At 76.3% G+C, this 22,094-nt stretch carries 20 protein-coding genes; 8 read left to right on the plus strand and 12 right to left on the minus strand.

What is annotated here, in order from left to right; all coding sequences use genetic code 11:
* Positions 1-133: 133 nt before the first annotated feature.
* Entirely contained in the window at positions 134-1,063 is a 930-nt protein-coding gene (locus ACFC0B_RS34085; RefSeq protein ID WP_376094904.1) for an NAD-dependent epimerase/dehydratase family protein, read from the plus strand.
* Between the two features lie 9 nt (positions 1,064-1,072).
* Here the strand turns inward: ACFC0B_RS34085 and ACFC0B_RS34090 are convergent, their stop codons facing one another.
* The 6 genes from ACFC0B_RS34090 to ACFC0B_RS34115 form a co-directional block, all read right to left on the minus strand.
* Entirely contained in the window at positions 1,073-1,561 is a 489-nt protein-coding gene (locus ACFC0B_RS34090) for an NUDIX domain-containing protein (RefSeq protein ID WP_376094907.1), read from the minus strand.
* A gap of 62 nt (positions 1,562-1,623) precedes the next feature.
* Positions 1,624-2,250: an acetyltransferase gene (locus ACFC0B_RS34095; protein WP_376094910.1), complete on the minus strand. Its 627-nt coding sequence runs from the start codon at positions 2,248-2,250 to the stop codon at positions 1,624-1,626.
* A gap of 26 nt (positions 2,251-2,276) precedes the next feature.
* Entirely contained in the window at positions 2,277-3,002 is a 726-nt protein-coding gene (locus tag ACFC0B_RS34100) for a sugar transferase (RefSeq protein ID WP_376094913.1), read from the minus strand.
* Positions 3,003-3,045: 43 nt separating this feature from the next.
* Positions 3,046-4,230: a glycosyltransferase gene (locus ACFC0B_RS34105; RefSeq protein ID WP_376094916.1), complete on the minus strand. Its 1,185-nt coding sequence runs from the start codon at positions 4,228-4,230 to the stop codon at positions 3,046-3,048.
* Entirely contained in the window at positions 4,223-5,065 is an 843-nt protein-coding gene (locus ACFC0B_RS34110; RefSeq protein WP_376094918.1) for a polysaccharide deacetylase family protein, read from the minus strand. The genes ACFC0B_RS34105 and ACFC0B_RS34110 overlap by 8 nt, the downstream gene beginning before the upstream one ends.
* 263 nt (positions 5,066-5,328) lie before the next feature.
* Positions 5,329-5,598 carry a hypothetical protein gene (locus tag ACFC0B_RS34115; protein WP_376094921.1) on the minus strand — a complete coding sequence of 90 codons (270 nt, stop codon included), beginning with the start codon at positions 5,596-5,598 and terminating at the stop codon, positions 5,329-5,331.
* A gap of 433 nt (positions 5,599-6,031) precedes the next feature.
* Between ACFC0B_RS34115 and ACFC0B_RS34120 the strand changes: the two genes are divergently transcribed.
* Positions 6,032-7,168, plus strand: a complete 1,137-nt coding sequence (locus ACFC0B_RS34120; RefSeq protein ID WP_376094924.1) for a polysaccharide deacetylase family protein — start codon at positions 6,032-6,034, stop codon at positions 7,166-7,168.
* A 516-nt stretch (positions 7,169-7,684) separates the two neighbouring features.
* On the opposite strand, the gene ACFC0B_RS34125 is transcribed toward ACFC0B_RS34120, so the two are convergent.
* Entirely contained in the window at positions 7,685-8,455 is a 771-nt protein-coding gene (locus tag ACFC0B_RS34125; RefSeq protein ID WP_376094927.1) for a glutamate racemase, read from the minus strand.
* A 57-nt stretch (positions 8,456-8,512) separates the two neighbouring features.
* Between ACFC0B_RS34125 and ACFC0B_RS34130 the strand changes: the two genes are divergently transcribed.
* Both ACFC0B_RS34130 and ACFC0B_RS34135 read left to right on the plus strand, forming a co-directional pair.
* Complete coding sequence (locus tag ACFC0B_RS34130) at positions 8,513-9,652, plus strand: glycosyltransferase (protein ID WP_376094930.1); 1,140 nt, start codon at positions 8,513-8,515, stop codon at positions 9,650-9,652.
* Positions 9,653-9,676: 24 nt separating this feature from the next.
* Positions 9,677-10,423: an SAM-dependent methyltransferase gene (locus tag ACFC0B_RS34135; protein ID WP_376094933.1), complete on the plus strand. Its 747-nt coding sequence runs from the start codon at positions 9,677-9,679 to the stop codon at positions 10,421-10,423.
* A gap of 160 nt (positions 10,424-10,583) precedes the next feature.
* Here ACFC0B_RS34135 and ACFC0B_RS34140 read toward each other — a convergent pair whose 3' ends face one another.
* The 5 genes from ACFC0B_RS34140 to ACFC0B_RS34160 form a co-directional block, all read right to left on the minus strand.
* Positions 10,584-11,783: a glycosyltransferase family 4 protein gene (locus ACFC0B_RS34140; RefSeq protein ID WP_376094936.1), complete on the minus strand. Its 1,200-nt coding sequence runs from the start codon at positions 11,781-11,783 to the stop codon at positions 10,584-10,586.
* A gap of 3 nt (positions 11,784-11,786) precedes the next feature.
* On the minus strand, positions 11,787-12,986 hold the full coding sequence (locus tag ACFC0B_RS34145; RefSeq protein WP_376094939.1) for a polysaccharide ABC transporter ATP-binding protein: 1,200 nt from the start codon (positions 12,984-12,986) through the stop codon (positions 11,787-11,789).
* Positions 12,976-13,884, minus strand: a complete 909-nt coding sequence (locus ACFC0B_RS34150) for an ABC transporter permease (protein ID WP_376094942.1) — start codon at positions 13,882-13,884, stop codon at positions 12,976-12,978. The genes ACFC0B_RS34145 and ACFC0B_RS34150 overlap by 11 nt, the downstream gene beginning before the upstream one ends.
* A gap of 245 nt (positions 13,885-14,129) precedes the next feature.
* Positions 14,130-14,819, minus strand: a complete 690-nt coding sequence (locus ACFC0B_RS34155; protein ID WP_376094945.1) for a thiol:disulfide interchange protein DsbA/DsbL — start codon at positions 14,817-14,819, stop codon at positions 14,130-14,132.
* A gap of 104 nt (positions 14,820-14,923) precedes the next feature.
* Entirely contained in the window at positions 14,924-16,057 is a 1,134-nt protein-coding gene (locus ACFC0B_RS34160; protein ID WP_376094948.1) for a glycosyltransferase family 4 protein, read from the minus strand.
* A 309-nt stretch (positions 16,058-16,366) separates the two neighbouring features.
* Between ACFC0B_RS34160 and ACFC0B_RS34165 the strand changes: the two genes are divergently transcribed.
* From ACFC0B_RS34165 to ACFC0B_RS34180, 4 genes are all read left to right on the plus strand, one after another.
* Complete coding sequence (locus ACFC0B_RS34165; RefSeq protein ID WP_376094951.1) at positions 16,367-17,512, plus strand: glycosyltransferase family 4 protein; 1,146 nt, start codon at positions 16,367-16,369, stop codon at positions 17,510-17,512.
* A 406-nt stretch (positions 17,513-17,918) separates the two neighbouring features.
* Positions 17,919-19,748: a tyrosine-protein kinase family protein gene (locus ACFC0B_RS34170; RefSeq protein ID WP_376094954.1), complete on the plus strand. Its 1,830-nt coding sequence runs from the start codon at positions 17,919-17,921 to the stop codon at positions 19,746-19,748.
* Complete coding sequence (locus ACFC0B_RS34175; protein ID WP_376094957.1) at positions 19,745-20,917, plus strand: glycosyltransferase; 1,173 nt, start codon at positions 19,745-19,747, stop codon at positions 20,915-20,917. The genes ACFC0B_RS34170 and ACFC0B_RS34175 overlap by 4 nt, the downstream gene beginning before the upstream one ends.
* 92 nt (positions 20,918-21,009) lie before the next feature.
* On the plus strand, positions 21,010-22,089 hold the full coding sequence (locus ACFC0B_RS34180) for a GNAT family N-acetyltransferase (protein ID WP_376094960.1): 1,080 nt from the start codon (positions 21,010-21,012) through the stop codon (positions 22,087-22,089).
* The last annotated feature ends 5 nt before the right edge of the window (positions 22,090-22,094 follow it).

Genomic DNA, 22,094 nt, shown 5'->3' on the forward strand with positions numbered 1-22,094 from the left:
GTGCCCGCCGCGCCCCGCGCCTGGCCGCTTCCGGCCGTTCTCGGGGTTCCGGCCCACCACGGGTGACCGCGCGGCTACCATCGGCGCAGGACCGGCCGAGGGGCCGGGTGGTCGTGAGGGGGGAACCTCAGCCATGCGCGTGGTCGTCACCGGCGGAGCCGGATTCATCGGGGCCAATCTGGTCCGGGCCCTGCTGGCCCGGCCCGAGGTGGACCAGGTCCGGGTCGTGGACGACCTCTCCACCGGGCGGAAGACCAACCTCGCCGGCACCGAGGCCGTGCTCCACGAGGGAACGATCCTCGACCGGGCGCTGCTGGACGAGGCCTTCGCCGGCGCCGACGCCGTGGTCCACCTCGCCGCGCTGCCCTCCGTGCCCCGCTCGGTGGCCGACCCGCTGGCCAGCCACCACGCCAACGCCACCGGCACCCTGGAGGTACTGGAGGCGGCCCGCCGCGCCGGGGACCTGTACGTGGCCGCCGCGTCCTCCTCCTCGGTCTACGGCGCCAACCGCGAGCTGCCCAAGCAGGAGAGCATGCGCACCGCGCCGATGAGCCCGTACGCGGTCAGCAAGCTCGCCACCGAGTCCTATCTGGCGGCCTACCACCACTGCTACGGGCTGGGCGTGCTCCCGCTGCGGTTCTTCAACGTCTTCGGCCCGCTGCAGCCCGCCGGGCACGCCTACGCGGCCGTCGTCCCGGCCTTCCTGGACGCCGCGCTGGCCGGGCGGCCGGTGACCGTGCACGGGGACGGCGGGCAGAGCCGGGACTTCACCTTCGTCGGCACCGTCACCCAGGTGATCACCGAGGCCGTGCTGCGCCGGGTGGTGCACGCCGACCCGGTGAACCTGGCCTTCGGCACCCGCACCTCGCTGCTGGAGCTGATCGGCGAGCTGGAGTCGGTGCTCGGCCGCCCGGTCGAGGTGGCGCACGTCGACCCGCGGCCCGGCGACGTCCGGGACTCGCAGGCCGACAACACGCGGCTGCGCGAGCTGTTCCCGGACGTCACACCGGTCCCGCTGCGCGAGGGGCTGGAGCGGACCGCGGCCTGGTTCCGCGGCCTCTGAGGGGCTCGGCTAGGGGAACACGGCGCCGTTCCACCGGAAGGCGGCCTCGGAGTGGCCGGACACCGCCCGCTGGATCCAGGCGAGTTCCTTCTCGCCCATCGGCGGCAGCGCGTCCAGGGCGTACCAGCCGACCGCGAGCGTCTCGTCCTCGTCCAGCCGGACCTCGCCGCCCGTCGGGCGGCAGCGGAAGACGACCTCCAGGTACTGCGTCAGGTCGCCGTTGGGGTAGGTGATCTCCGGCGAGACGGTGACCGCCAGCAGCTGCTCCGGGACGGCGACCACGCCGGTCTCCTCCAGGCACTCGCGGGCCGCTCCGTCGGCGGGCTGCTCGCCCGGGTCGAGGATGCCGCCGGGCGGCGCCCAGCAGCCGTCGTCGACGCGCTGCACGAGCAGCACCCGGCCGTCGTCGTCCAGGACGACCGCGACGACGGCGCTGAGCCAGAGCATGCGGGAGCCGACCACGGCGCGGAGGTCGGCGAGGAACGCGGGAATGGCCATGGCCCGCACCCTACCGGGACGCCGGACGCGGGTACCCGGCCGCGGGCCGGTCCGCCGCCCGGTCAGTCCCGGCGCAGCGGGCGGGCCGGGGAGCCGACCACGACCTCGCCGGGCGGCACGTCCCGGGTCACCACGGCGGCCGCGCCCACGAAGGCACCCTCGCCCACCTCGCGGCCCTGGAGGACCACGGCGTTGGAGCCGACGGTGGCGCCGTCCGCCAGCAGGACGGCGCCCGAGACGTTGCCGCCCGGGTAGACCGTCACCCGCTCGCCCAGCACCGCGTCGTGGCCGACCGTCGCGTTGTAGTGGACCTGGCTGTGCGCGCCGAACCGGACGCTGCTGGACACGTAGGCGCCGCCCATCACCAGGCAGCCCGGGCCGAGCACGGTGTCCGGGGCGATCAGCGCCCGGGGGTGGACCAGGGTGGCCGGCTCCGCGCCCAGGCCGTCCAGCAGGGCGGCGAGCCGCTGCCGGACGGCCGGGTCGGCGATCCCGACCAGGTAGCGGGCGCCGGGTTCGAGCTCGGCGGGCCGGCGGACGGGCAGCCCGCGGACCGTGTCACCGTGCCGGCTGTCGTCGAGGAAGCCCGCGACCGGGACGCCGGCCGCGAGCGCGGTGTCCAGCGCCTCGCGGCCGACGCCCCCGGCGCCGGCGATCCAGAGCCCGTGCGGGGCGGTTGCGGAGGGCACGGGGGCCATCCTGCCCGGTCCGGCGGTCAGGACGCCTCCTCGACGGCCGCGTGGACCGGCGCGGTGCGGACCGGCGGGGCCAGCCGGGACGCCGTGCTCTGCCGGGGCAGGCTGATCACGGCGGGCGGCTGCTCGGCGGCTCCCGCGGCCACCGGCACGCCGGTGTCGGCCGGCTCGGTGGGCGCCGGGAAGCCCGGGTTGACGCCGCCGGCCGCGGTGATCCCGGCCGGGTGCAGCAGCACCTTGACGGTCAGCAGCAGGATCCGCAGGTCGAGTCCGAGCGAACGGTTGTGGACGTACCAGAGGTCGAGCTCGATCCGCTCGGGCCAGGTGATGGAGTTGCGGCCCCTGACCTGGGCCCAGCCGGTGAGGCCGGGCCGGACGTCGAGCCGGCCGCGCTGCCGGCGGGAGTAGTGGACGACCTGCTCGGGCAGTGTGGGCCGGGGCCCGATCACGCCCATCTCGCCGCGTGCGACGTTCCACAGCTGCGGCAGCTCGTCCAGGCTGGTCTTGCGGAGCAGTTCCCCGAGCCGGGTGATCCGGGGAGCGTCCGGCTCCTCCGGGAAACGCCGGTCCCGCATGGTGCGGAACTTGAGGATCTCGAACTCCTTGCCGTGCAGCCCCGTCCGGGTCTGCCGGAAGAGCACCGGTCCGCCCATGGTGCAGCGGATCAGCAGGGCGATCACCAGGCCGAGCGGAATTGCGACGATCCCGGCCAGGGCGGTGATCGCGAGGTCCCCCCCTCGCTTCATGACGGTCCTTCCCCCTGATGCGGTGGTGTGGTCGTGGGCGGGCTCAGCCGACCGTCCAGGGCAGTCCCTTGGCGCGGGCGACGGCCGCGTAGGTGGCCAGCGAGACGGCGGCGACCGCGCGCTGGTCGAACTGCGCCGTGGCGCGGCGGCGGGCCGCGGCGCCGAGGCGCTCGCGCAGGCCGGGCTCGGTGAGGAGCCGGTCCAGCGCGCCGGTGAGGGCCCGGGCGTCGCCGGGCGGGGCGAGGAGCAGGTGCTCGTCGTGGGTGCCGATCTCGCGGCAGCCCCGGATGTCGCTGAGCACCATCGGCAGGCCGCCGGCGGCGGCCTCCATGGCGGAGCGGGAGAACCCCTCCCGGTAGGAGGGGAGCACGAAGACGTCGAGGGCCGCGTAGACGGCGGGCATGTCGCCGCGCGGGCCGAGGAAGTCGACGCCGGACTCGGCGCCGTGGGCGTCCGGCTTGTCCGGGTCGTCGGGGCCGATCCACACGAACCGGGCCTTGCCGGCCAGCGCGCGGGCCGCCTCGGCGTACTCCCCGATGCCCTTCTCGGCGACCCGCCGGCCGACCCCGCCGACCAGCAGCTCGTCCGGCCCGACGCCGAGTTCGGCGCGCAGCGCGGCGCGGGTGCGGGCGCGCTCGCCCGGGTCGGTGGCGAAGCGGGTGAGGTCCACGCCGTTGCCGACCACCCGCGAGCGGCGGGCCGGGACGGCGCGGGCCAGGGTGCGGCGGTCCTCGCCGTTCTGGTAGAGCTCGGCGTGCGAGAAGCGGGCGGCGAAGGCCTCGGCGCCCAGCACGAAGGCCCGTTTGGCGAGCGGGTCGTGTGCCTGCGCCCAGAGTCCGTGGCAGGTGTTGACCACCACCGGGACGCGGGCGAGGCGGCCGAGGACCCGGCCGAGGACGCCGGTCTTCGGGTTGTGGGTGTGCAGCACGTCCGGGCGGATCCGGTTCAGGACGGCGAGCAGTTCGCGGGCGGCGGCGGCGTCGGCCCGCGGCTCCCAGGCCCGGGTGAGCGCGTGCAGCGGCTCGTGGCGCACCCCGATCGCCTCCAGCCGGGGGACGTACGGGCCGGGCGCGCTGATCCCGTACGTCTCGAAGCCGGCCTCCAGGTCGACCTTCAGCTCGGTGGCGAGCAGCAGGTGCAGGCTCATGTCGACGGTGGTGAGGTGGGCGACCCGCAGCGGGCGGCCGCCGGGGCCGCGCAGCCGCGCCGGTATCCGGCTGTCAGGCACGGGCGCCCACCGCCTTCGCGGTGGCGACGATCCCGGCGTAGGCGCGTTCGGGGATCAGCCGGCCGTGCAGCTTGGCGCGGAAGAAGTCGATCGGGTCGGTGCGGCGGACCGGCACCCGGCGCAGCCGGACCGGGTCCACGCCGGGGGTGTTGCGGCCGACCTCGCCGGTCGCGGCGGTCCGGAAGCGGGCCCGCAGGGCCGGCTCCATGTGCGGGACCGGCACGCCCCAGGTGTAGGCGTAGTGCCGGGGGCGGACGCCCAGGTGCTCCTCGACGTCGTCGTTGCAGGCGTCGAGCTCGGCGGTGGAGAGCAGCTCGGGCCGGGCGTGGGTGCGGGTGTGGTTGGCGACCGTGCACAGGCCGGAGGCGGTCATCTCGCGCAGCTGCGCCCAGCTGAGCGCCGGGGCGCCGGCCGCCTTGGCGGTCGAGCCCTCCCAGCGCATCTCGCCGCCGACGTGGCCGCTGGCCAGGTAGACGGTGAAGGGCAGGCCGCGCTCGCGCAGCAGCGGCCAGGCGTTGTCGTAGACGTCCGCGAAGCCGTCGTCGAAGGTGAGGACGACGCCCGGGGTGCGGCGCCCGGCCCCGATCCGGTCGGCGGCCTCGTCCAGGGAGACCACCCGCCCGGGCGGCAGCGCGGCGAGCAGGTCGGCCTGGGCGGCGAAGTCGGCGGCGGACACGTCCAGCTCGTCCGGGCTCCTCCCTCCCACCCGGTGGTAGATCAGGACGGTGGCGCCCTCGCCGGGGCTGGTCCCGACCCGGCGGGCCAGCTGGCGTTTCACCCGGGTCCGGATCCCCCCGCCGGGCGGGGCCGTTCCGGGCACGGCGGTGCCGCTCATCGTTCCCCCCTCTGCGGCGCCCTCCCCGGCACCGTCAAGTGGCCTCGCATCCGGCGCGGTTGGCGCCCCGGACGAACATCACAGTAGGGGGAACTGTGGGGCTGGTGCCCCGGAATTGTGAAAGAAGCGAGAAGGAGTTGGCAGATGGGCTGAAAACCGGCCGATCTGACCGGTTGGACTCGATCGGGTGATCGACGTTTGAGCGGCTCCGCTCGTATCCGTCCGTTTCCGTGCGTGGTCCGCCGGTGGCTCGCGGTGCGCGCTCAGGCGGCCGCGCGGCGGCGGCGGAACAGCGCGAAGCCGATCCGGCCGAGCAGCAGCACGCCGGCCGCGAGGCAGCCCGCCACCGCCATCGCCCAGGCCGGACCGTCACTGTCCGGAACCACGACCGCCACCACGATGCCCAGCGCGAGGCAGGCCAGGCCCACCAGCGCGAGCGGCACCTGATGGGTGACCAGCGGGCCCCCGTGACAGTACCGGGCCATCCGGGTCGCGCCGTGCGGGTGGAGGTGATCACGTTCCGCATCTGCCATGAGCCCAAGGTACCCCCGCACAGCCGCACGGGCAGCATGCGGGACGCGATCGGGCGGACACGTTCCGTGACGGACGGGACGGGAGCGGCCGGAGGTCGGCAGGGTGTCGCGGAGCCGTTCCGGGCCCGTTCCGAGCTCGTCCCGGAATCGTTCCCGATCTGCGAAAAAACCTTGCCGGTCCGGTACAACCATCAACGGGGCGTAGCTGTCTCCATTACATTGAGCGATCCAGGAGCCGTCCGCGGTGCGGGTTGGGAGTCCCCGCCGCGGACCGGACATACCCAGGGGGCGGAGCCGCCGTGCCCTGGAGTCGGAGGCCGGGCTCCGTCCTCCGGCGGTACCGCCACGCCGCATCGGCGACCGAGGGGGAACCGTGCCGCAGTCCCATTCCACGACATCGACCTCCAGCCCCACGGCCCGGACCAGGGCCGTGGTGACCGCCCTGTCGGACCTGCGGCCCCCGCCGACCACCGCCGCGCCGCCCGGGCCCGGCACCGTGACGACCGACGGGCAGCCGATCGTCACCCCGACCACCGCCCTTCCGCCCGCCGCCCTCGCGCCGGGCGGCCGGGCGCTGCGGTCCGCCGGCACCCACACCTGCTCCGGGCCCGTCCGCCTGCCCGCCGAGCCCGAGCCGGCCGGCCACCCGGGCGGCCACGCCGCCGACGCGCGCGGTGAGTGGCTGCGGTTCGCCCCCGTCCAACCGCTCTTCCGAGCCCGCGCGGCGCAGCGGCTCGCCGTGCTCGCCTACCACGGGGTGACCGACCCGTGCTCCTTCGGCGCCCAGCTGGACCGGCTGCGAAGACTCGCGACCCCCGTCTCACTGGCCGCCGTGCAGCAGGCCGTCACCGAACGGCGCCCGCTGCCCACCCGCAGCGTGCTGGTGACCTTCGACGACGCCGACCGCAGCGTCCTCACCCACGCGCTGCCCGCGCTGATCGAACGCGGCATCCCGGCCGCCGCCTTCGTCATCTCCGAGCTGATCGGCACCGAGAAGCCGTTCTGGTGGCACGAGGCCGACTTCCTCGCCCGGCACGGCGGGCGCGCCCGCTCCCTCGACTGCGGGCACCCCTCGCAGCTGCTCCGCCGACTCAAGGCGATGCCCGACCCGGACCGCCGGCGCAGCCTCCACGAACTGCGGGTCAGCGCCGACCGGCGCCCGCCCGGCCAGGCCCAGCTCACCCCCGCCGACCTGGTCGCCCTGCGCGAGGGCGGCGTCGCCATCGGCAACCACACCCAGGGGCACCCGTGCCTGGGCCGCTGCGACGACGCCACCGTCCGGGCGGAGATCACCGGCGCCCACGAAGCCCTCACCCGCTGGCTCGGCGAGCCCCCCATCGCCTTCGCCTACCCCGACGGCGGCCACGACGTCCGGGCCGAAACCGTCCTGCAGGAGCTGGGCTACCGGCTCGGATTCCTCTCCGACCACCGCCTCGGCCCCCGGCTCCCCTCCCACCCTCTCCAGATCAGCCGGCTCCAGGTGGACTCCACGACCAGCACCCGGCGCTTCGACACCATCCTCTCCGGGCTGGAACCCGCCTACCGCCGCTGGCGCGGCCAGGCCGCCTGACCCTCCCCTCCCCCGCGCAGGAAGTCGCCCCACCGGCTTCCTGCGCACACCCACGACCGGACGCCGACCCCGTCGACTTCCCGCGCCGCCACGCCGCTGTCCTGCCGCCGGGCGGCCCGGACAGGCCGCACACGCGCGCATCGGCGCCGTTCGGCGAGCCGCCGGGACCGGGGGCGGCTCCCCGGGGATCCGGGCGGCCGGGGCCGACGGGAACCGCGGCTCCCTCCCCTCCGGCCCGGCCGAGGTCGACGCGGCCGTCGGACGCGGCCCGCGCCCCCGCCGGTCACGGCGCGGGGCACCCCTGACGGGTGGGACCGGCCAGGCCGGCGGAGGAACCGCAGGGACCGGCGGCGGGCCCACACGAAGGCCGGACCTCCTCCACCTACCCGACGAACCCGGACAGGGCCGCGCCAACAGGGAACCGGCCGCCACCCAGCACGACGGACGACAGCAGCGACATCGCGTTGTCCACCCACTGCGCCCCATCGGCCAGGGACCCGCGGCGGGCCCGGGTGGTCAGGGGGTGGGGGCCGTGAAGGGGAGGGCCTGGGGGTAGCCGAGGGCGGCGGGAGGGAGGGTGGCGGGGGCGCCGGCGTGGAGGACGGTGAGGGTGCCGGTGCCCTCGCGGGTGGGGTCGAGGACGCGGCGCAGGGCCTGGGCGGCGACCGGGTCGGCGGAGCCGTGCAGGGTCAGCGAGGGCAGGGCGCTCGGGGCGACGGCCGCGCGGATGCGGTCCGCGACCAGTTCGTAGTGGGTGCAGCCGAGGACGACGGCCGCCGTGCCGGCCGGGGTGCGGGCGGCCGCGGCGGCGACGGCCGCCTCGATGGCCGCGTCGTCGCCGTGCTCGACGGCGTCGGCGAGCCCCGGGCAGGCGACCTCGGTGACCGCGGCCGCCCCGGCGAAGTCGCGGATCAGCCCGCGCTGGTAGGCGCTGCCGGTGGTGGCGGGCGTGGCCCAGATGGCGACCGGGCCGCCGAGGGCGGCGGCCGGCTTGATCGCCGGGACGGTGCCGATGACCGGCACCGCGGGCTCCAGTTCGGCGCGCAGGGCGGCGAGCGCGTGGACCGAGGCGGTGTTGCAGGCGACGATCAGCGCGTCCGGCCGGTGCGCGGCGGCGGCCCGGGCGCAGCCGAGGGCGAGCTCGGTGACCTCCTCGGGCGTGCGGGGGCCCCAGGGCATCGAGGCGGGGTTGGAGGAGAGCACCAGATCGACGTCCGGACGCAGCGCCCGGAGTGCGGCGGCGGCGGCCAGCAGGCCGATTCCCGAGTCCATCAGTGCGATCTTCACGGGTCAAGACTTTAGTCGATGGCCCCCGCCGGACCTCCGGTGCGGCAGACTGCCCGGGTGACCGTCCTGCTGTGGATCGCCGCGCTCTCCCTGCTGGTCTGGCTCTGGCTGGCGGGCTGCCACGGGTCGTTCTGGCGCACCGACGTCCGGCTGCCGCCGCGCCGGCCGCCGGAGCGCTGGCCGCAGGTGGCGGTGGTGGTGCCGGCCCGGGACGAGGCCGGGGTGCTGCCGGTGTCGCTGCCGAGCCTGCTGGCGCAGAAGTACCCGGGGCGGGCCCGGGTGGTGCTGGTGGACGACCACAGTTCGGACGGGACGGGTGCGCTGGCGCGCTCGCTCGCCGCCCCCGACGGCCTGGAGCTGACCGTGGCCACCCCTCCCCCGCTGCCGGAGGGGTGGACGGGCAAGCTGTGGGCGGTGCGGCACGGGGTGGAGCTGGCCGGGCCGGACGCCGAGTACCTGCTGCTGACCGACGCGGACATCGCGCACGGGCCGGACTCGCTGGCCGATCTGGTGGCCGCGGCGGAGGGCGAGCGGCTGGACCTGGTGTCGCAGATGGCCCGGCTGCGGGTGGAGACGGGCTGGGAGCGGCTGATCGTGCCGGCCTTCGTGTACTTCTTCGCCCAGCTGTACCCCTTCCGGTGGAGCAACCGGCCCGGTGCCCGGACGGCCGCGGCGGCGGGCGGCTGCTCGCTGGTGCGGCGGGAGGCGCTGGAGCGGGCGGGCGGGGTGGCGGCGATCCGGGGCGCGGTGATCGACGACGTGTCGCTGGCCCGGGCGGTGAAGGCCGCCGGGGGCCGGACCTGGTTGGGGCTGGCGGAGCAGGTGGACAGCGTGCGGCCGTATCCGCGCCTCGCCCAGCTGTGGCGGATGGTGTCGCGCAGCGCGTACGCCCAGTTGCGGCACTCGCCGGTGCTGCTGCTGGGGACGGTGCTGGGGCTGGCGCTGGTCTACCTGGTGCCGCCGGTGGCGACGGTGGCGGGGCTGGTGGCGGGCGCCCTGCCGGTGGCGGCGGCGGGCGCGGCGGCCTGGGCGCTGATGGCGGGGACCTTCGTGCCGATGCTGCGCTACTACGGCCGCCCGCCGGCGGAGGCGCTGCTGCTGCCGTTCACGGCCTCGCTCTACCTCCTGATGACGGTCGACTCGGCGGTGCAGCACTGGCGGGGCAGGGGCGCCGCGTGGAAAGGCCGGACGTACTGAACCGGGGTGGGCCACACTGGTCGGATGGACGGTCCGACGGTCTCCCGGCTCGCGCACGCCCGTCATCCGATCGCCGCGCCGCTCTCCGACGGGTCGGTGGCGGCACTCCTGGCGCGGGCGCTCGCGCCGGACGAGGAGGGGCGGGCGCTGGACCTGGGGTGCGGCCGGGCGGCCTGGCTGCTGCGGGCGCTGGCCGCGCGGCCGCGCTGGCGGGCGGTCGGGGTGGACCTGGACGCGGCGGCGCTGGCCCTGGCCCGGGAGTCGGCGGAGGCGCTCGGGGTGCAGCGGCGGATCGGGCTGCACCACCTGGACGCCCGGGAGTTCACCGACCGCCGGCCCTTCGAGCTGGTCCTGAACGTCGGCGCGACGGACGTCTTCGGCGGCCTGCTGCCGGCGCTGGCCGCGGCCCGGGAGCACCTGGCGCCCGGTGGCCGGGTGCTGGTGGGCGAGGGGTTCTGGGAGTGCGAGCCCTCGGCGGCGGCGCTGGCCGCGCTCGGTGCCGCGCGCGAGGACCGCGCGGACCTGGCGACCACCCTGGACCGGGTGGCGGCGGACGGCTGGACGCCGGTGTCCGCCCATGTGAGCAGCCGATCGGAGTGGGACGCCTACGAGTTCGCCCGGACCGGCACGCTGGCCGCGTGGGCACTGGACCACCCCGACCACCCGGACGCCGCGGACGCCCTGGCGGCGGCCGACCTGCACCGCGCCGAATGGCTGCACGGCTACCGGGGGACGCTCGGCTTCGTCACGCTGGTGCTGCGCCGGGACTGAGCCGGGACCGAGCCGCGCGCGGCCGTTCCCGGAGCCGGACGAGGAGGTCGCGGCGCGGGCGCATACGGCAGCGCCCTCGGCGCCGGGTCGGTTGGCGATGAGCGCGCGGGCCCGGTCGGAGGGCACGCGCGTACCGGTGGGAGGAGGAGCTGTTCCGGCGTCACCGCCGCAGCAGCCGCAGCGCGGCCGGCTTGGTGAACTCGTACCGGGTCATCTGCTCCAGGTCCTTCAGCCAGCCCACCGTGCGGCCCGGCCGGGCCAGCACCCGGGCGTAGAGGTCCTCGAAGGCGCTGGTGACGCTCTCCAGCGAGAACCGGCCGACCACCCACTGCCGCCCCCAGGCGCCCAGCTCGGCGCGGCGCTCCGGGTCGTCGAGCAGCCCGCGCAGCTGGGCGGCCAGCGCCTCGGGGGCGCGCGAGCCGTCGCCGAAGCCGTACATGCAGCGCGAGGCGTGCGGCTCGACCAGCGGGCCGGGCTCGTGAACGGCGGTGTACCCGGCCGCGCCGTGCACCACCACCGGCTTGCCGAAGGCGAGGCCGCGCAGCGCCGAACCGCCCATGCCGAGGACGACGTCGGCCGCCTGGTAGGCCGGGCGCGGGTCGGCCAGCTGGCCGGGGACCAGCACCGCCCGGCGGCCGAGGTCGGCGTTGACGGCGGCCGCGCGGGCGCGCAGCGGCTCCAGGCTGGGGCCGGCGCCGACGATCACCAGCCGCACCCGCGGCTCGTCCAGCTGCCGGACGGCGTCCACGGTCAGCTCCGCGCCGGCGTCCTTCTCCAGCGCGGGCACCAGCCGGGTGACGATGACCAGCAGCAACTCGTCGTCCCCGATGCCGTGTTCGCGGCGGAAGGCCGGGCCGTCGGCCAGTCCGGGGGCGTCGGTGGCGGTGTTCACCGGCGGTTCGATGAGGCTGACGTCCCGGTGGCCGAAGGCCCGGCCGTCGCCCATCAGCGCGCCCAGGCCGAGCACCAGCGGCTGGTGCCGGGGCAGGCCGCGCAGCATCCGGATGCCGTAGAAGGTGGTGACCACCGGCAGCCGGCCGTACCGCCCGGGCCCGAAGTAGGAGTTGCGGGCCGCCCGGACCTCCCAGGCGTGCAGCAGCTGGCTGCCGTGCTCGGCGGCCAGCCGGCCCAGCCGGCGGCGGACGTCGGCGTGCGGGGTGTCGGGGCCGCCCGCCACCACCACGTCCAGGCCGTGCCCGGCGGCGACATCGACCAGCGGCGCCGGGCCGGCCACCCCCTGGGCGAACAGGACCGGGTCGTGGCCGCGGTCGCGCAGGGTGCGGGCGATGTCGACCGCGTTGAGCTGGGCGCCGCCGAGGGCCAGGTTGTTGAGATGGACGAGCACCCGGACCGGTCGCACGCCTCACTCCTCCCAGTGGTGCGGGACGAACACCGGCGCGGCCAGCACGACGGCGCGCGGCGGGGAGTCCAGCATCGGCCCGAACACGTCGAACTGGCCGGCCGAGTGCCAGCTCATCAGCGTGCCGCCGTCGGTCCTGCCGATGCTGTAGACGCCGGTCCAGAGGGTGTAGCGGCCGCGCGGCAGCGGCAGCCGGGGGATCACACAGGTCACCCGGCGGTCCTCACCGGTCAGCCGGATCTCGTGGCTGATCTGGAAGATCGGGCTGGAGGTGCCCTCGCTGACGCCCAGGTGCAGGGTCGCGTCGCCCCGGTAGTCGCCGCCCAGGGTGAGCTCGACGGTCATCGGCTCGTCGGTGGTGAGGCTCTCCCGCTCCTCGCCGCGCACCTCGTGCTTGAGCAGCTGGATCGGCTCACCGGTGCGGCCGCCGGCCTCGGACTGCGCCTCGATGGAGTCGCGGTACCCGGCCATCGCCTCCTTGATCCCGGCGTCCACCCGGACCGAGCCCTGCTCCAGCCAGATGCCGCGCCGGCAGATGGACTCCACCGCGGGCAGGTCGTGCGAGACGAAGACGATGGTGGTGCCCTGCTCGGCGACCTCGCGCATGCGGTCCAGGCAGCGCTGCTGGAACACCGCGTCGCCGACCGCCAGCACCTCGTCCACCAGCAGGACGTGCGGCTCCAGGTAGGCGGCGACCGCGAAGCCGAGGCGCATCTGCATGCCCGAGGAGTAGAACTTCACCTGCCGGTCGATGGCCCCGCCGAGCCGGGCGAACTCGACGATGTCGTCGAAGCGGGTGGCCACCTCGCGCCGCCGCAGGCCGAGCAGCGCGCCGAACAGGTAGATGTTCTCCCGGCCGGTCAGGTCGGGGTGGATGCCGGCCCGGATCTCGATCAGCGCGCCGATCCGGCCGCGCACGTCGATCACCCCGCCGTAGGGGTACATCACCCGGGTCAGCATCTTGAGCAGGGTGGACTTGCCCGAGCCGTTGGAGCCGATGAGGCCGACCGACTCGCCGGGCTCGATGTGCATCGAGATGTCGCGCAGCGCCCAGCGCCAGTCCTCGCCCTTCTCGCCGCGCAGCCGGCGGGCCATCGACTCGACCTTGTCCCGCAGCAGCATCCGCTGCTGGTCGGCCTTGAAGCGCTTCCACACCTGGTCGGTGCGGATGGTCCCCAGCGGGAGGGTCTGGCTAGGCGACATCGGCGATCCCCGTCTCCAGCTTCTTGAACAGCAGGTAGCCGCCGACCAGGAACACCACCGAGGAGACCGCGGCGATCGTGGTGAGCGCGGCGTCGGGCGCCCGGCCGTACAGCAGCGCGTTGCGGTAGCCCTCGATCACCGCGCCGAGCGGGTTGAGGCCGACGTACACCTCCTGGAGGCGCTCCGGGATCTGGGCCAGCGGGTAGGCGACGGGGGTGGCGAAGACGCCCATCTGGGTGATGATCGGCAGCAGGTGGCGCACGTCGCGCAGGTACACCACGGCCACCGACAGGACCAGGGCGATGCCGTAGGTGAAGGCGAACTGGATGCCCAGCAGCGGGACCACCCACAGGAAGGTCGCCGCGGGGGCGGTCCAGAAGACCAGGAAGAGCAGGCCCAGCACCGCGGTGCCGATCAGCATGTCGACGGTGGCGACCAGCATGGTGGCGAGCGGGAAGACCTCGCGCGGGCAGTACACCTTGTTGAGCAGGCTGAGGTTGTTGGCCAGGCTCAGCGCGCCCTGGTTCATGGTGTTGCTGAAGAACTGCCAGACGATCAGGCCGACGTAGGCGAACAGCGGGTACGCGGCGCCGTCGGTGTCGACGTGCACGGCGCGGCGGAACACCAGGGTGAAGATGGCGCACAGCGCGAGCGGGGTGAGCACCGCCCAGGCGAAGCCGAGCACGGCCTGCTTGTAGCGGGCGCGCAGGTCGCGTTCGGCGAGCGCGCGGACGAGTTCACGGGCGCCCCACAGCTCGCGGGCCACCCGGGCCGGGCGGAGCCGGCGTTTGAAGACGAGTTCGGGCGGCGGCCCGTCGGTGCCCGGCGGGCGCCGCCCCGGGGCCTGCGTTGTCTGGCTGTCGCGCTCGTCGACGAGCTGCGCGCGTTGTCCCCCCACGGACACCTGCCCTCTCCGGTACCGGCGGTATCGAGAAGTGGGCCCGTCACAGCGGCTCTTGACACCGTCGGCGGCGCGGCCCGGGCCCACTCTGGCACAGAGTGTGGCCGCCGGGGGTCGGTTCGGTGAAGGTGATCGGATCGCGATGGGGTGCGCGGCCGAAAAGGGGCGGGCCGGCCGGGGTGCGGCCGACCCGCCGGGGCGGTCGGATGGGGTGGGGAGGGGCCGATCGGGGTGGGGAGGCGTCAGTGCAGCAGCGTGTGCGCCGGGTGGCGCTGCTGGTCCTGGGCGACGAGGTGGTCCATCGCCTCGGGCATCGCCTCGACGCCGCCGGCGTTGGTCGGCGAGGTGCGGTACTCGCCCTGGACGACCACGGTGGGCAGCTCGTTGATGCCGTAGCGGACGAACAGCTCGGCGGCCTCGTCGACCGACCGGCCCACCTCCTCCGAGCGGTAGGCCTCGCGGAAGCGGTCCTGGTCGACGCCCTGGCTCTGCGCCCAGGCGGCGGCGGTGTCCTCGGTGATGAGGTCCTGCTCGTTGGTGTGCACCGCCCGGAAGGCCTCGGTCTGCAGGCGGTCGACCAGGCCCAGGCGCTCCAGCGTGTAGTACAGCCGGGCGTGGCCGCGCTGCGCGGTCTCCTCGCGGCTGCCCTGCCAGATGGCCGGGACGCGGCGCAGGTCGACATCGTCGCGGTGCCGCTCGGTCCAGGCCTGGAGCGGCTGCTCCAGGGCCTGCGAGTGCCCGCAGTCGTACCAGAAGAACTCCAGCGCCTCGGTGCGGGCGCTCTCGCGCACCGGCTGGATGGTGTCGAGGCGGGAGAACGGGATGCCCTCGCGGGGCGGCTGGTGGTGGCTGGCGGCGGCGGCCTGGAGGGGGGACGCGGCGATCCCGGTGGCGACGGCCAGCAGCAGGGTGGTTCGAAGGATCGACTTCACACCGGGGAGTGTGACGCGCGACGGAACGTCGGCGGCCAGTCGTCCCGGTGCGTCGGGCCGGGATTCGCCTGAACGGCGCACCCGGCCCGGCGCACCGGGACGCGTCAGCCGCGTCCGCCCGGTCCGCCGCGGCCGCAGACCTCGCTGAACAGCCGCTGCCAGGCGTCGGCCACCAGGTCGAGCTCGCAGTGGGCCAGCGCGTGGGCGCGGGCGGCGGCGCCGAGTCCGGTGCGGTCGCCGGCCAGCACCTTGGCCAGCGCCTCGGCGAGGACGAGCGGGTCGCCGGGGGCGACCAGCGCGCCGGTGGTGCCGTCCCGGACCACCGAGCCGACCCAGCCGACGTCGGTGGCGACGGCCGGCAGGCCGGCCAGCGCGGCCTCGATCAGCACCCCGGGCACTCCCTCGCTGTCGCTGCTGAGCAGGACGGCGTCGACGGCCCGGTAGAGCGGGGCCGGGTCGGCGAGGGTGCCCAGGAAGTGGGCCCGGGCGGCGGCCGGATGTCGCTCCAGGGCGGTGCGCAGCGGGCCGTCCCCGGCGACGGCGAGCCGCACGTCGGGGAGCCGGTCGAGGGCGTCGAGGGCGAGGTCCAGGCGCTTCTCCCGGGAGATCGCGCCGACCCAGGCGACCACCAGGCCGTCCGGCGGCAGGCCCAGCTGCTGGCGGGCGGCACGCCGGTCGGCCTCGCCGGCGGCGGGCGGGTAGCGGTCGGCGGAGCGGGCGTTGGGGATGGTGCGGACCTTGGCGGCGGGCAGCCGGAAGCGTTCGACGAGCAGGTCGCGGGCCTCGTCGGCGAGGGCGGTGACGGCGGCGGCGCGGTGCAGCAGGGCGCCGGTGCGCAGCCGGCGGACCGGGCCGGGCGTCCAGTGCCGGGGGTCGCCGATGGAGACGTAGACGAACGGGGTGCGGGTGCCGGCGAGGGCGAGGGCGCAGGCGGGGAGGGTCGAGGATCCGTGGGCGACCACGAGGTCGGCGGTGCGGGCGGCGGTGCGCAGGGCGCCGAGGGTGCGCGGGTGGAGGCGGCCGGGGCCGAGGACGGTGGTGGAGCGGGTGTCGGGGGCGTCCGGGTGGGCGTCCGGGTGCGGGGCGAGCGCGCGCAGGGCCGAGGCCTGGCCCCGGCGGCGCAGTTCGCGGTGGAGGTCGCGGGCGAGGCCCTGCGCGCCGCGGCGGCGCGGATCGGTGATGAGGTGCAGGATGCGGGGGCGGGTTCCGGCCGTCCTGACCGGTGTCGCTTCAGGCATGGGACAGACCTTGGCACAGCCTCCGGCCTGGGACGACCCCTTCGCGCAACCCGGCGGTGGTCCGTACGCCAGCGCGGGTACTCCCGGAAGGCGCCGGGCGGGCGCCGTCGTACGCCCCTCGGAGGGCCCGTGCGCCCTGTTCCGCGCTGTCGTCCGCCCCCTGACGATTCGCCACCGGCCGTTCGGCACCGTTCCCGGTGTGACCGAATCGCTGGCGGGTGCCGGTCGCGACCTGCGATGCTGAGCGGCAGTCAGGGCGCCGTCCCGGCACGGGAGACCGGGCGCGCCCAGGAGGGCGGGGGTTGGCCTGTGCATGTGCTCTATGTGATCGACAGCGTGAGCCGGGTCGGCGGGGCCGAGCAGGGCCTGGTGGCGATGGCCCCCCAACTGGTGCGGGCCGGGGTGAAGCTCGACGTCGCGTACCTCAAGGACTCCCCCGGCGGCTTCCAGCCGGAGCTCACCGCGGCCGGGGCCGACGTGTTCGGGGTCGGCCGGCCCACCCGGGGGCGCACGGTCGCCGCCCTGCACCGGCTGGTCCGCGAGCGCCGCCCGGACCTGGTGCACACCACCCTGTACGAGTCGGACGTGCTCGGCCGGGCCGCCGCGCTGGCCGCCCGCACCCCGGTGGTGACCAGCCTGGTCAACGCGTCGTACGGGCCGGAGCACCGCAACGCGCGCGGGCTGAGCCCGTGGAAGGTGCGGGCCGCGCAGACGGTGGACGCGGCGACCGCGCAGGGCACCCGGCGCTTCCACGCGCTGACCCGCTACGTGGCCGGCGCGATGGCGCACCGGCTGCGGGTGCCGTCCCAGCGGATCGACGTGGTGCCGCGCGGGCGCGACCCGGAGCGCCTCGGCACGGTGACGCCCGACCGGCGGGCCGCCGTGCGCACCGCGCTGGAACTGCCGCCGGACGTCCCGGTGGTGCTGGCGGCGGCCCGGCAGCAGTACCAGAAGGGCCTGGACGTGCTGCTGGAGGCCTGGCCGCAGGTGCTGCGCGCGGAGCCGGAGGCGGTGCTGCTGCTGGCCGGCAGCGAGGGCGGCGAGAGCGAGCGGCTGCGGGCGCTGGCCGCGGCGACCGCCGGGGTGCGCTTCCTCGGGCCGCGGGACGACGTGTTCGACCTGATGGCGGCCTCCGACGCGTTCGCCGTGCCGTCCCGCTGGGAGGGGCTGGGCAGCGCGGCGATGGAGGCGATGGGCGTCGGGGTGCCGCTGGTCGCCGCCGACGTGCCGGCACTGCGCGAGACGGTGGGCTCGGAGGACTACGCCCGGCTGGTGCCGCCGGAGCGGCCGGCCGCGCTGGCGGCGGCGCTGACCGACACCCTGCAGGACCGGGCTTCGGCGCGGGTGCGGACCAAGGCGGCCCGGGCGCGCTTCCTCACCTCGTTCACGCTGCACCAGGTGTCGGCCCAGATGGTGGAGTTCTACGAGCGCTCGCTGCGGCTGCGGACCGTCTGAGCGCGCCCGCCGGCCCGCCGGGACCGGGCGCCCTGTCCGGATCCGGGCGCTCCGGGCCCGGCCGCCGGGGATCTCCCGGACGAGTATCGCCAAAGCGGTTGCGCCGCACGTCGGGGCTCGGGAAGCATCGCAGGGGGACCGGCGGGGGCGGCGGTCGGCAGGCACCGAACGCGGTGCACCGCCGGAGCCGGGCCGGGCCGTGGGGAGCGCGTCGTCGAGACGTCGGCCGCGAGTCGTCAGGGGGGCGGGTTGCGACACCAGCCGAGGGATTCCACCGTGCCCGCGAGGGCCATGCGGTCGTGCCCGGGGGCGTGACCCAGCGGTACCCGTACCCGCCGTGCTCCCGCCGGGGGCGTGCCGGGCGCTGACAGCACCACCGCACCACGAACGCGAGGGGATCCAACCGGTGGAACCGGCAAACCACTTCACCGTCCTGCGGCGCTACTGGCGGCTGCTCGTCGGCTGCACGCTCGCCGCGCTGGTCGTCGGCTGGCTGCTGACCCCGACCGGCGACACGGTGGACAACGCCAAATGGAAGTGCAAGGTCGCGATCACCCCGGTCGCGGGCGCGGGCGACACCGTCCGCGCCGACCAGGTGCTCTCCTACGCGCAGGGCGCGGACGTCGCCGCGGCCACGGCCAAGGCCGTCGGCATCGCCGACGCCTCCGAGGTGATCGCCCGCCGGACCGTCACCGCGGACAGCCCGCAGATGCTGACCATCGCCACCACCGGCCCGACCAAGCAGTCCTGCTCCGACCTGGCCACCGCCTACTCGGCGGCGATCATCAAGGGCTACAGCGACGAGTCGGCCCGCAGCGCCGCCGAGACGATCAAGAAGCTGCAGGCTCAGGCGGACACCCAGCAGCAGCAACTGAACGAGATCCAGGCCCAGTTCAACCGCTCCTCGGCCGCCGACCAGCCCAAGCTGCAGCCCAAGCTGACCGCCGCCGCCACCTCGCTGACCACCACCCTCACCACGATCAGCAAGCTGGCCAACAGCGCCCAGACCGACGCCATCCAGCAGTGGGGCAGCATCGACGCCCGGCAGGGCACCAGCAACCTGCTCTCCTCCCCCAGCCGCAGCGTGCGGCTCGTCCTCGCGGTGGTGCTCGGCCTGGCGCTCGGCGTGGTCGCGGCACTGATGCTCAGCCGGATGGACACCAAGCTGCGCAGCCGCAACGCCGTCGAGGAGGCGTTCAACCTGCCGGTGATCGGCGAGGTGCCGCACCTGTCGCGCCGGCAGCGCCGGGTGCGCGAACCGCTGGTGCGCGGCCGGCCGTCCGACCCGGCCGCCGAGGCGTACCGCTCGCTGCGCTCGACCCTGCTGCTGACCGGCCCGGACACGCTGGCCCGCCCGGCCGGCGGCGAGGACCGGGACCCGGCGCGGACCGCCTCGCGCCGGCTCGCCGAGCCCGCGCCGGTGGTCCTGGTCGCCTCCGGCGGCAGCCGCGACGGCCGGACCATCACCATCGCCAACCTGGCCGCGGCGCTCGCCGAGACCGGCCGCGAGGTGCTCGTACTGGACTGCGACTTCCGCCACCCGCAGCTGCACACCCACCTCGGCGTCGGCGACGGGCCGGGCATGGCCGAACTGCTCAGCGGCGAACGGCTCGGCGAGCTGGACGACCTGGTGCGGCCGACCAACGTCGACGGCGTCTCGCTGATCACCGGCGGCAACACCACCGCCTACCCGGCGGCGCTGGTGCTGCGGGCCGGCGAGGTGCTGCGCCGGGCCCGGCGGCACGCGGACGTCATCCTGGTCGACACCTCGCCGCTGCTGCACGCCAACGACGCCTACGACCTGGTGCAGCACGCGGACGCGGTCCTGGTGACGGTGCGCAGCGGAAACGTCACGCCGGAACAGGCCGACCGGGTGGCCGAGCTGCTCTCCCGCACCGGGGTCCCGGTGGCCGGGGTGGCGCTGCTCGGCACCTACGGGCCGTCCGGCGGCCGGCGGCGCGCCCCGGCGGGCGGCTCCGGGGCGTCCGGGCCGGCCGGCCGGGGCGGGGCGCAGAGCGCCGCACCGCCGCGCCAGACCGGGCCGGCGGGGTCCGCCGCCGACCGGGGGTCCGAGCGGCCGGGCGAACTCGGCGGCGGACGGACCACGCCCAGTTGGGCGCGGCGCCCCGCCGAGGCGGAGGGCGGCGGCAACGGCCACCGGCCGGCCGGTGCGACCGGTGCGACCGACGACGGCCAGGGCGAGCCGGCCCTGCTGCGCGAGGCGGAGGAGCGGTGAACGGGCCCCTGACCGGAGCGGCGGACGGCACCGCGGACGCGCCCACCCGGGTGCTCTGGCTGGCCAAGGGCCTCGGCCGCGGCGGCGCCGAACAACTGCTCCTCAACTGCGCCCGCCACGCGGACCGTTCGCGCTACCGCATCGAGGTCGCCTACGTCCTGCCGTGGAAGGACGCGCTCGCGCCCGCGCTCACCGAGGCCGGGGTGGCGGTGCACTGCCTGGGCGGCGCGCCGGGCACCCCGGGCCGGGCCGATCCGCGCTGGCCGCTGCGGCTGCGCGCGCTGCTGGCCGCGCGCCGGTACGGCCTGGTGCACACCCACATGCCCGTCCCGGCGGCCGCCACCCGGCTGCTCGCCCCCACCCTCGCGGGGGGCGCGCCGCGGCTGGTGCACACCGAGCACAACGTCTGGGAGCGCTACCGCACGGCCACCCGCTGGGCGAACGCGCTGACGTACCGGCGCAACGACGCGGTGATCGCCGTCTCGCACGCCGTCGCCCGGAGCATCCCGCCCGGCCGGCGCCGCCCCGGCGAGTGGGTGACCGTGGTGCACCACGGCCCGGACCTGGCCGGCGCCCCCGAGGGGCCCGCCGCCCGGGCCGCCGCCCGCGCCGAACTGGGCCTGCCGGAGCACGCGTTCGTGGTCGGCACGGTCGGCAACCTCACCCCCAAGAAGGACCAGGCGACCCTGCTCGCCGCGCACGCCGCGCTGCTGGGCCGCCGCCCGGACGCCCGGCTGCTGCTGGTCGGCGCCGGGCCGCTGGACGCGCGACTGCGCGCCCGGGCCGCCGAACTGGGCGTCGCGGACAGCGTCGTGTTCGCCGGCTCGCGCGCCGACGTGCCCGCGCTGCTGCCCGCCCTGGACGTGTTCACGCTGAGCTCGCGCCAGGAGGGCCTGCCGGTCGCGCTGATGGAGGCGATGACCAGCGGGCTGCCCGCCGTGGTCACCCGGGTCGGCGGCATGCCCGAGGTGCTGGACGACGGCGAGCAGGGCTTCCTCGTCCCGCCCGGCGACCCGGCGGCGCTGGCCGGCGCGTTCGACCGGCTGGCCGGGGACCCGGACCTGCGCGCCCGGCTGGCCGCCGCCGCCCGGGAGCGCGCCGAGCGCTTCGACGTGGCCGGCGCCCAACGCGCCGTCGAGGCGGTGTACGCGCGGGTCCTGCGGCACTGACCGCGCGCCCCCGGCGGCCCGCTCCGAGAACAACGACGCACCGACGTTTCCCCGTTAGCCCCCCGACCACCGATGGGAGAGCGAGTCCGGACGTGAGCGCCCTGCCCGCCCCCGCCGAGCTGACCTTCCGCCCGCTCGCCGAGACCGACCTGCCCGCCCTGCTCGACCTGCTCACCGCCACGCTGGCGGGCGGCCCCACCGGCACCCGCACCGCCGAGTTCTTCGCCTGGAAGCACCGCCGCAACCCCTTCGGCGCCAGCCCCGGCCTGGTCGCCGAGACCTCGGACGGGCGGCTCGTCGGCGTCCGGCTGTTCCTGCGCTGGCAGTGGCGGCGGGGCGGCGAGGACGGCGCCCCGGTGACCGCCGTCCGCCCGGTCGACACCGCCACCCACCCCGACTTCCAGGGCCGCGGCATCTTCCGCCGGCTCACCGTCGACCTGCTCGACGAGGTCGCCGACGAGGCCGCGCTGGTGTTCAACACCCCCAACGGCAACAGCCTGCCCGCCTATCGGAAGATGGGCTGGCAGGACCTGGGCCGGGTGCCGGTCACGGTGCGCGCCGTACGCCCGGCCGCCTTCGCCCGGGGCGTGCGCGCCGCCCTCGCCCGCCGCCCGGCCGGCCCCGCGCGCCCCGTCGACGAGGACTGCCGGCTGCCCACCGCCGCCGCCTGGCTGGCCGCCCACGCCGGCGCCGGGGACCACGGCCCGCTGGCCGAACTGCTCCGCGAACGCGCCGCCGCCGACGCCGCCGCCGACCACCGGCTGGCCGTCCACCGCACCCCGGAGTTCCTGCGCTGGCGCTACGGCGAGGCCCCCGGCCTGGACTACCGGGTGCTCACCGTCCACCGCGGCGACGAACTGACCGGTCTGGCCCTGGGCCGGCCCCGGCGGCGCGGCCCGCTCGCCGAGTTCACCCTAGCCGACGTGATCGTCCGCCCCGGCGACCGGGACAGCGCCGCCCGGCTGCTGCGCGCCGCCGCCCGGGAGAGCGGCTGCGACCACGTCGCCACCCACCTCTCCCCCGGCACCGAGGCCGCCGACGCCGCCCTGCGGACCGGCTACCTGCGCGCCCCGCGCACCGGGATGACGCTGGTCGCCCGCACGCCCACCGGCCCCGCCCCGTACACCCTGGCCGACTGGCGGTTCAACCTCGGCGACCTGGAGGTGTTCTGATGCCG

It is taken from the genome of Kitasatospora sp. NPDC056184, assembly GCF_042268405.1.
In the GTDB taxonomy this organism is placed as follows: Bacteria; Actinomycetota; Actinomycetes; order Streptomycetales; family Streptomycetaceae; genus Kitasatospora.

Excerpts from the sequence above, each read along its gene's own strand:
- ACFC0B_RS34085 (WP_376094904.1), top strand. The coding sequence starts at position 134 with ATGCGCGTGGTCGTCACCGGCGGAGCCGGATTCATCGGGGCCAATCTG.
- ACFC0B_RS34090 (WP_376094907.1), bottom strand. The coding sequence starts at position 1,561 with ATGGCCATTCCCGCGTTCCTCGCCGACCTCCGCGCCGTGGTCGGCTCC.
- ACFC0B_RS34100 (WP_376094913.1), bottom strand. The coding sequence starts at position 3,002 with ATGAAGCGAGGGGGGGACCTCGCGATCACCGCCCTGGCCGGGATCGTC.
- ACFC0B_RS34110 (WP_376094918.1), bottom strand. The coding sequence starts at position 5,065 with ATGAGCGGCACCGCCGTGCCCGGAACGGCCCCGCCCGGCGGGGGGATC.
- ACFC0B_RS34115 (WP_376094921.1), bottom strand. The coding sequence starts at position 5,598 with ATGGCAGATGCGGAACGTGATCACCTCCACCCGCACGGCGCGACCCGG.
- ACFC0B_RS34135 (WP_376094933.1), top strand. The coding sequence starts at position 9,677 with ATGGACGGTCCGACGGTCTCCCGGCTCGCGCACGCCCGTCATCCGATC.
- ACFC0B_RS34145 (WP_376094939.1), bottom strand. The coding sequence starts at position 12,986 with ATGTCGCCTAGCCAGACCCTCCCGCTGGGGACCATCCGCACCGACCAG.
- ACFC0B_RS34160 (WP_376094948.1), bottom strand. The coding sequence starts at position 16,057 with ATGCCTGAAGCGACACCGGTCAGGACGGCCGGAACCCGCCCCCGCATC.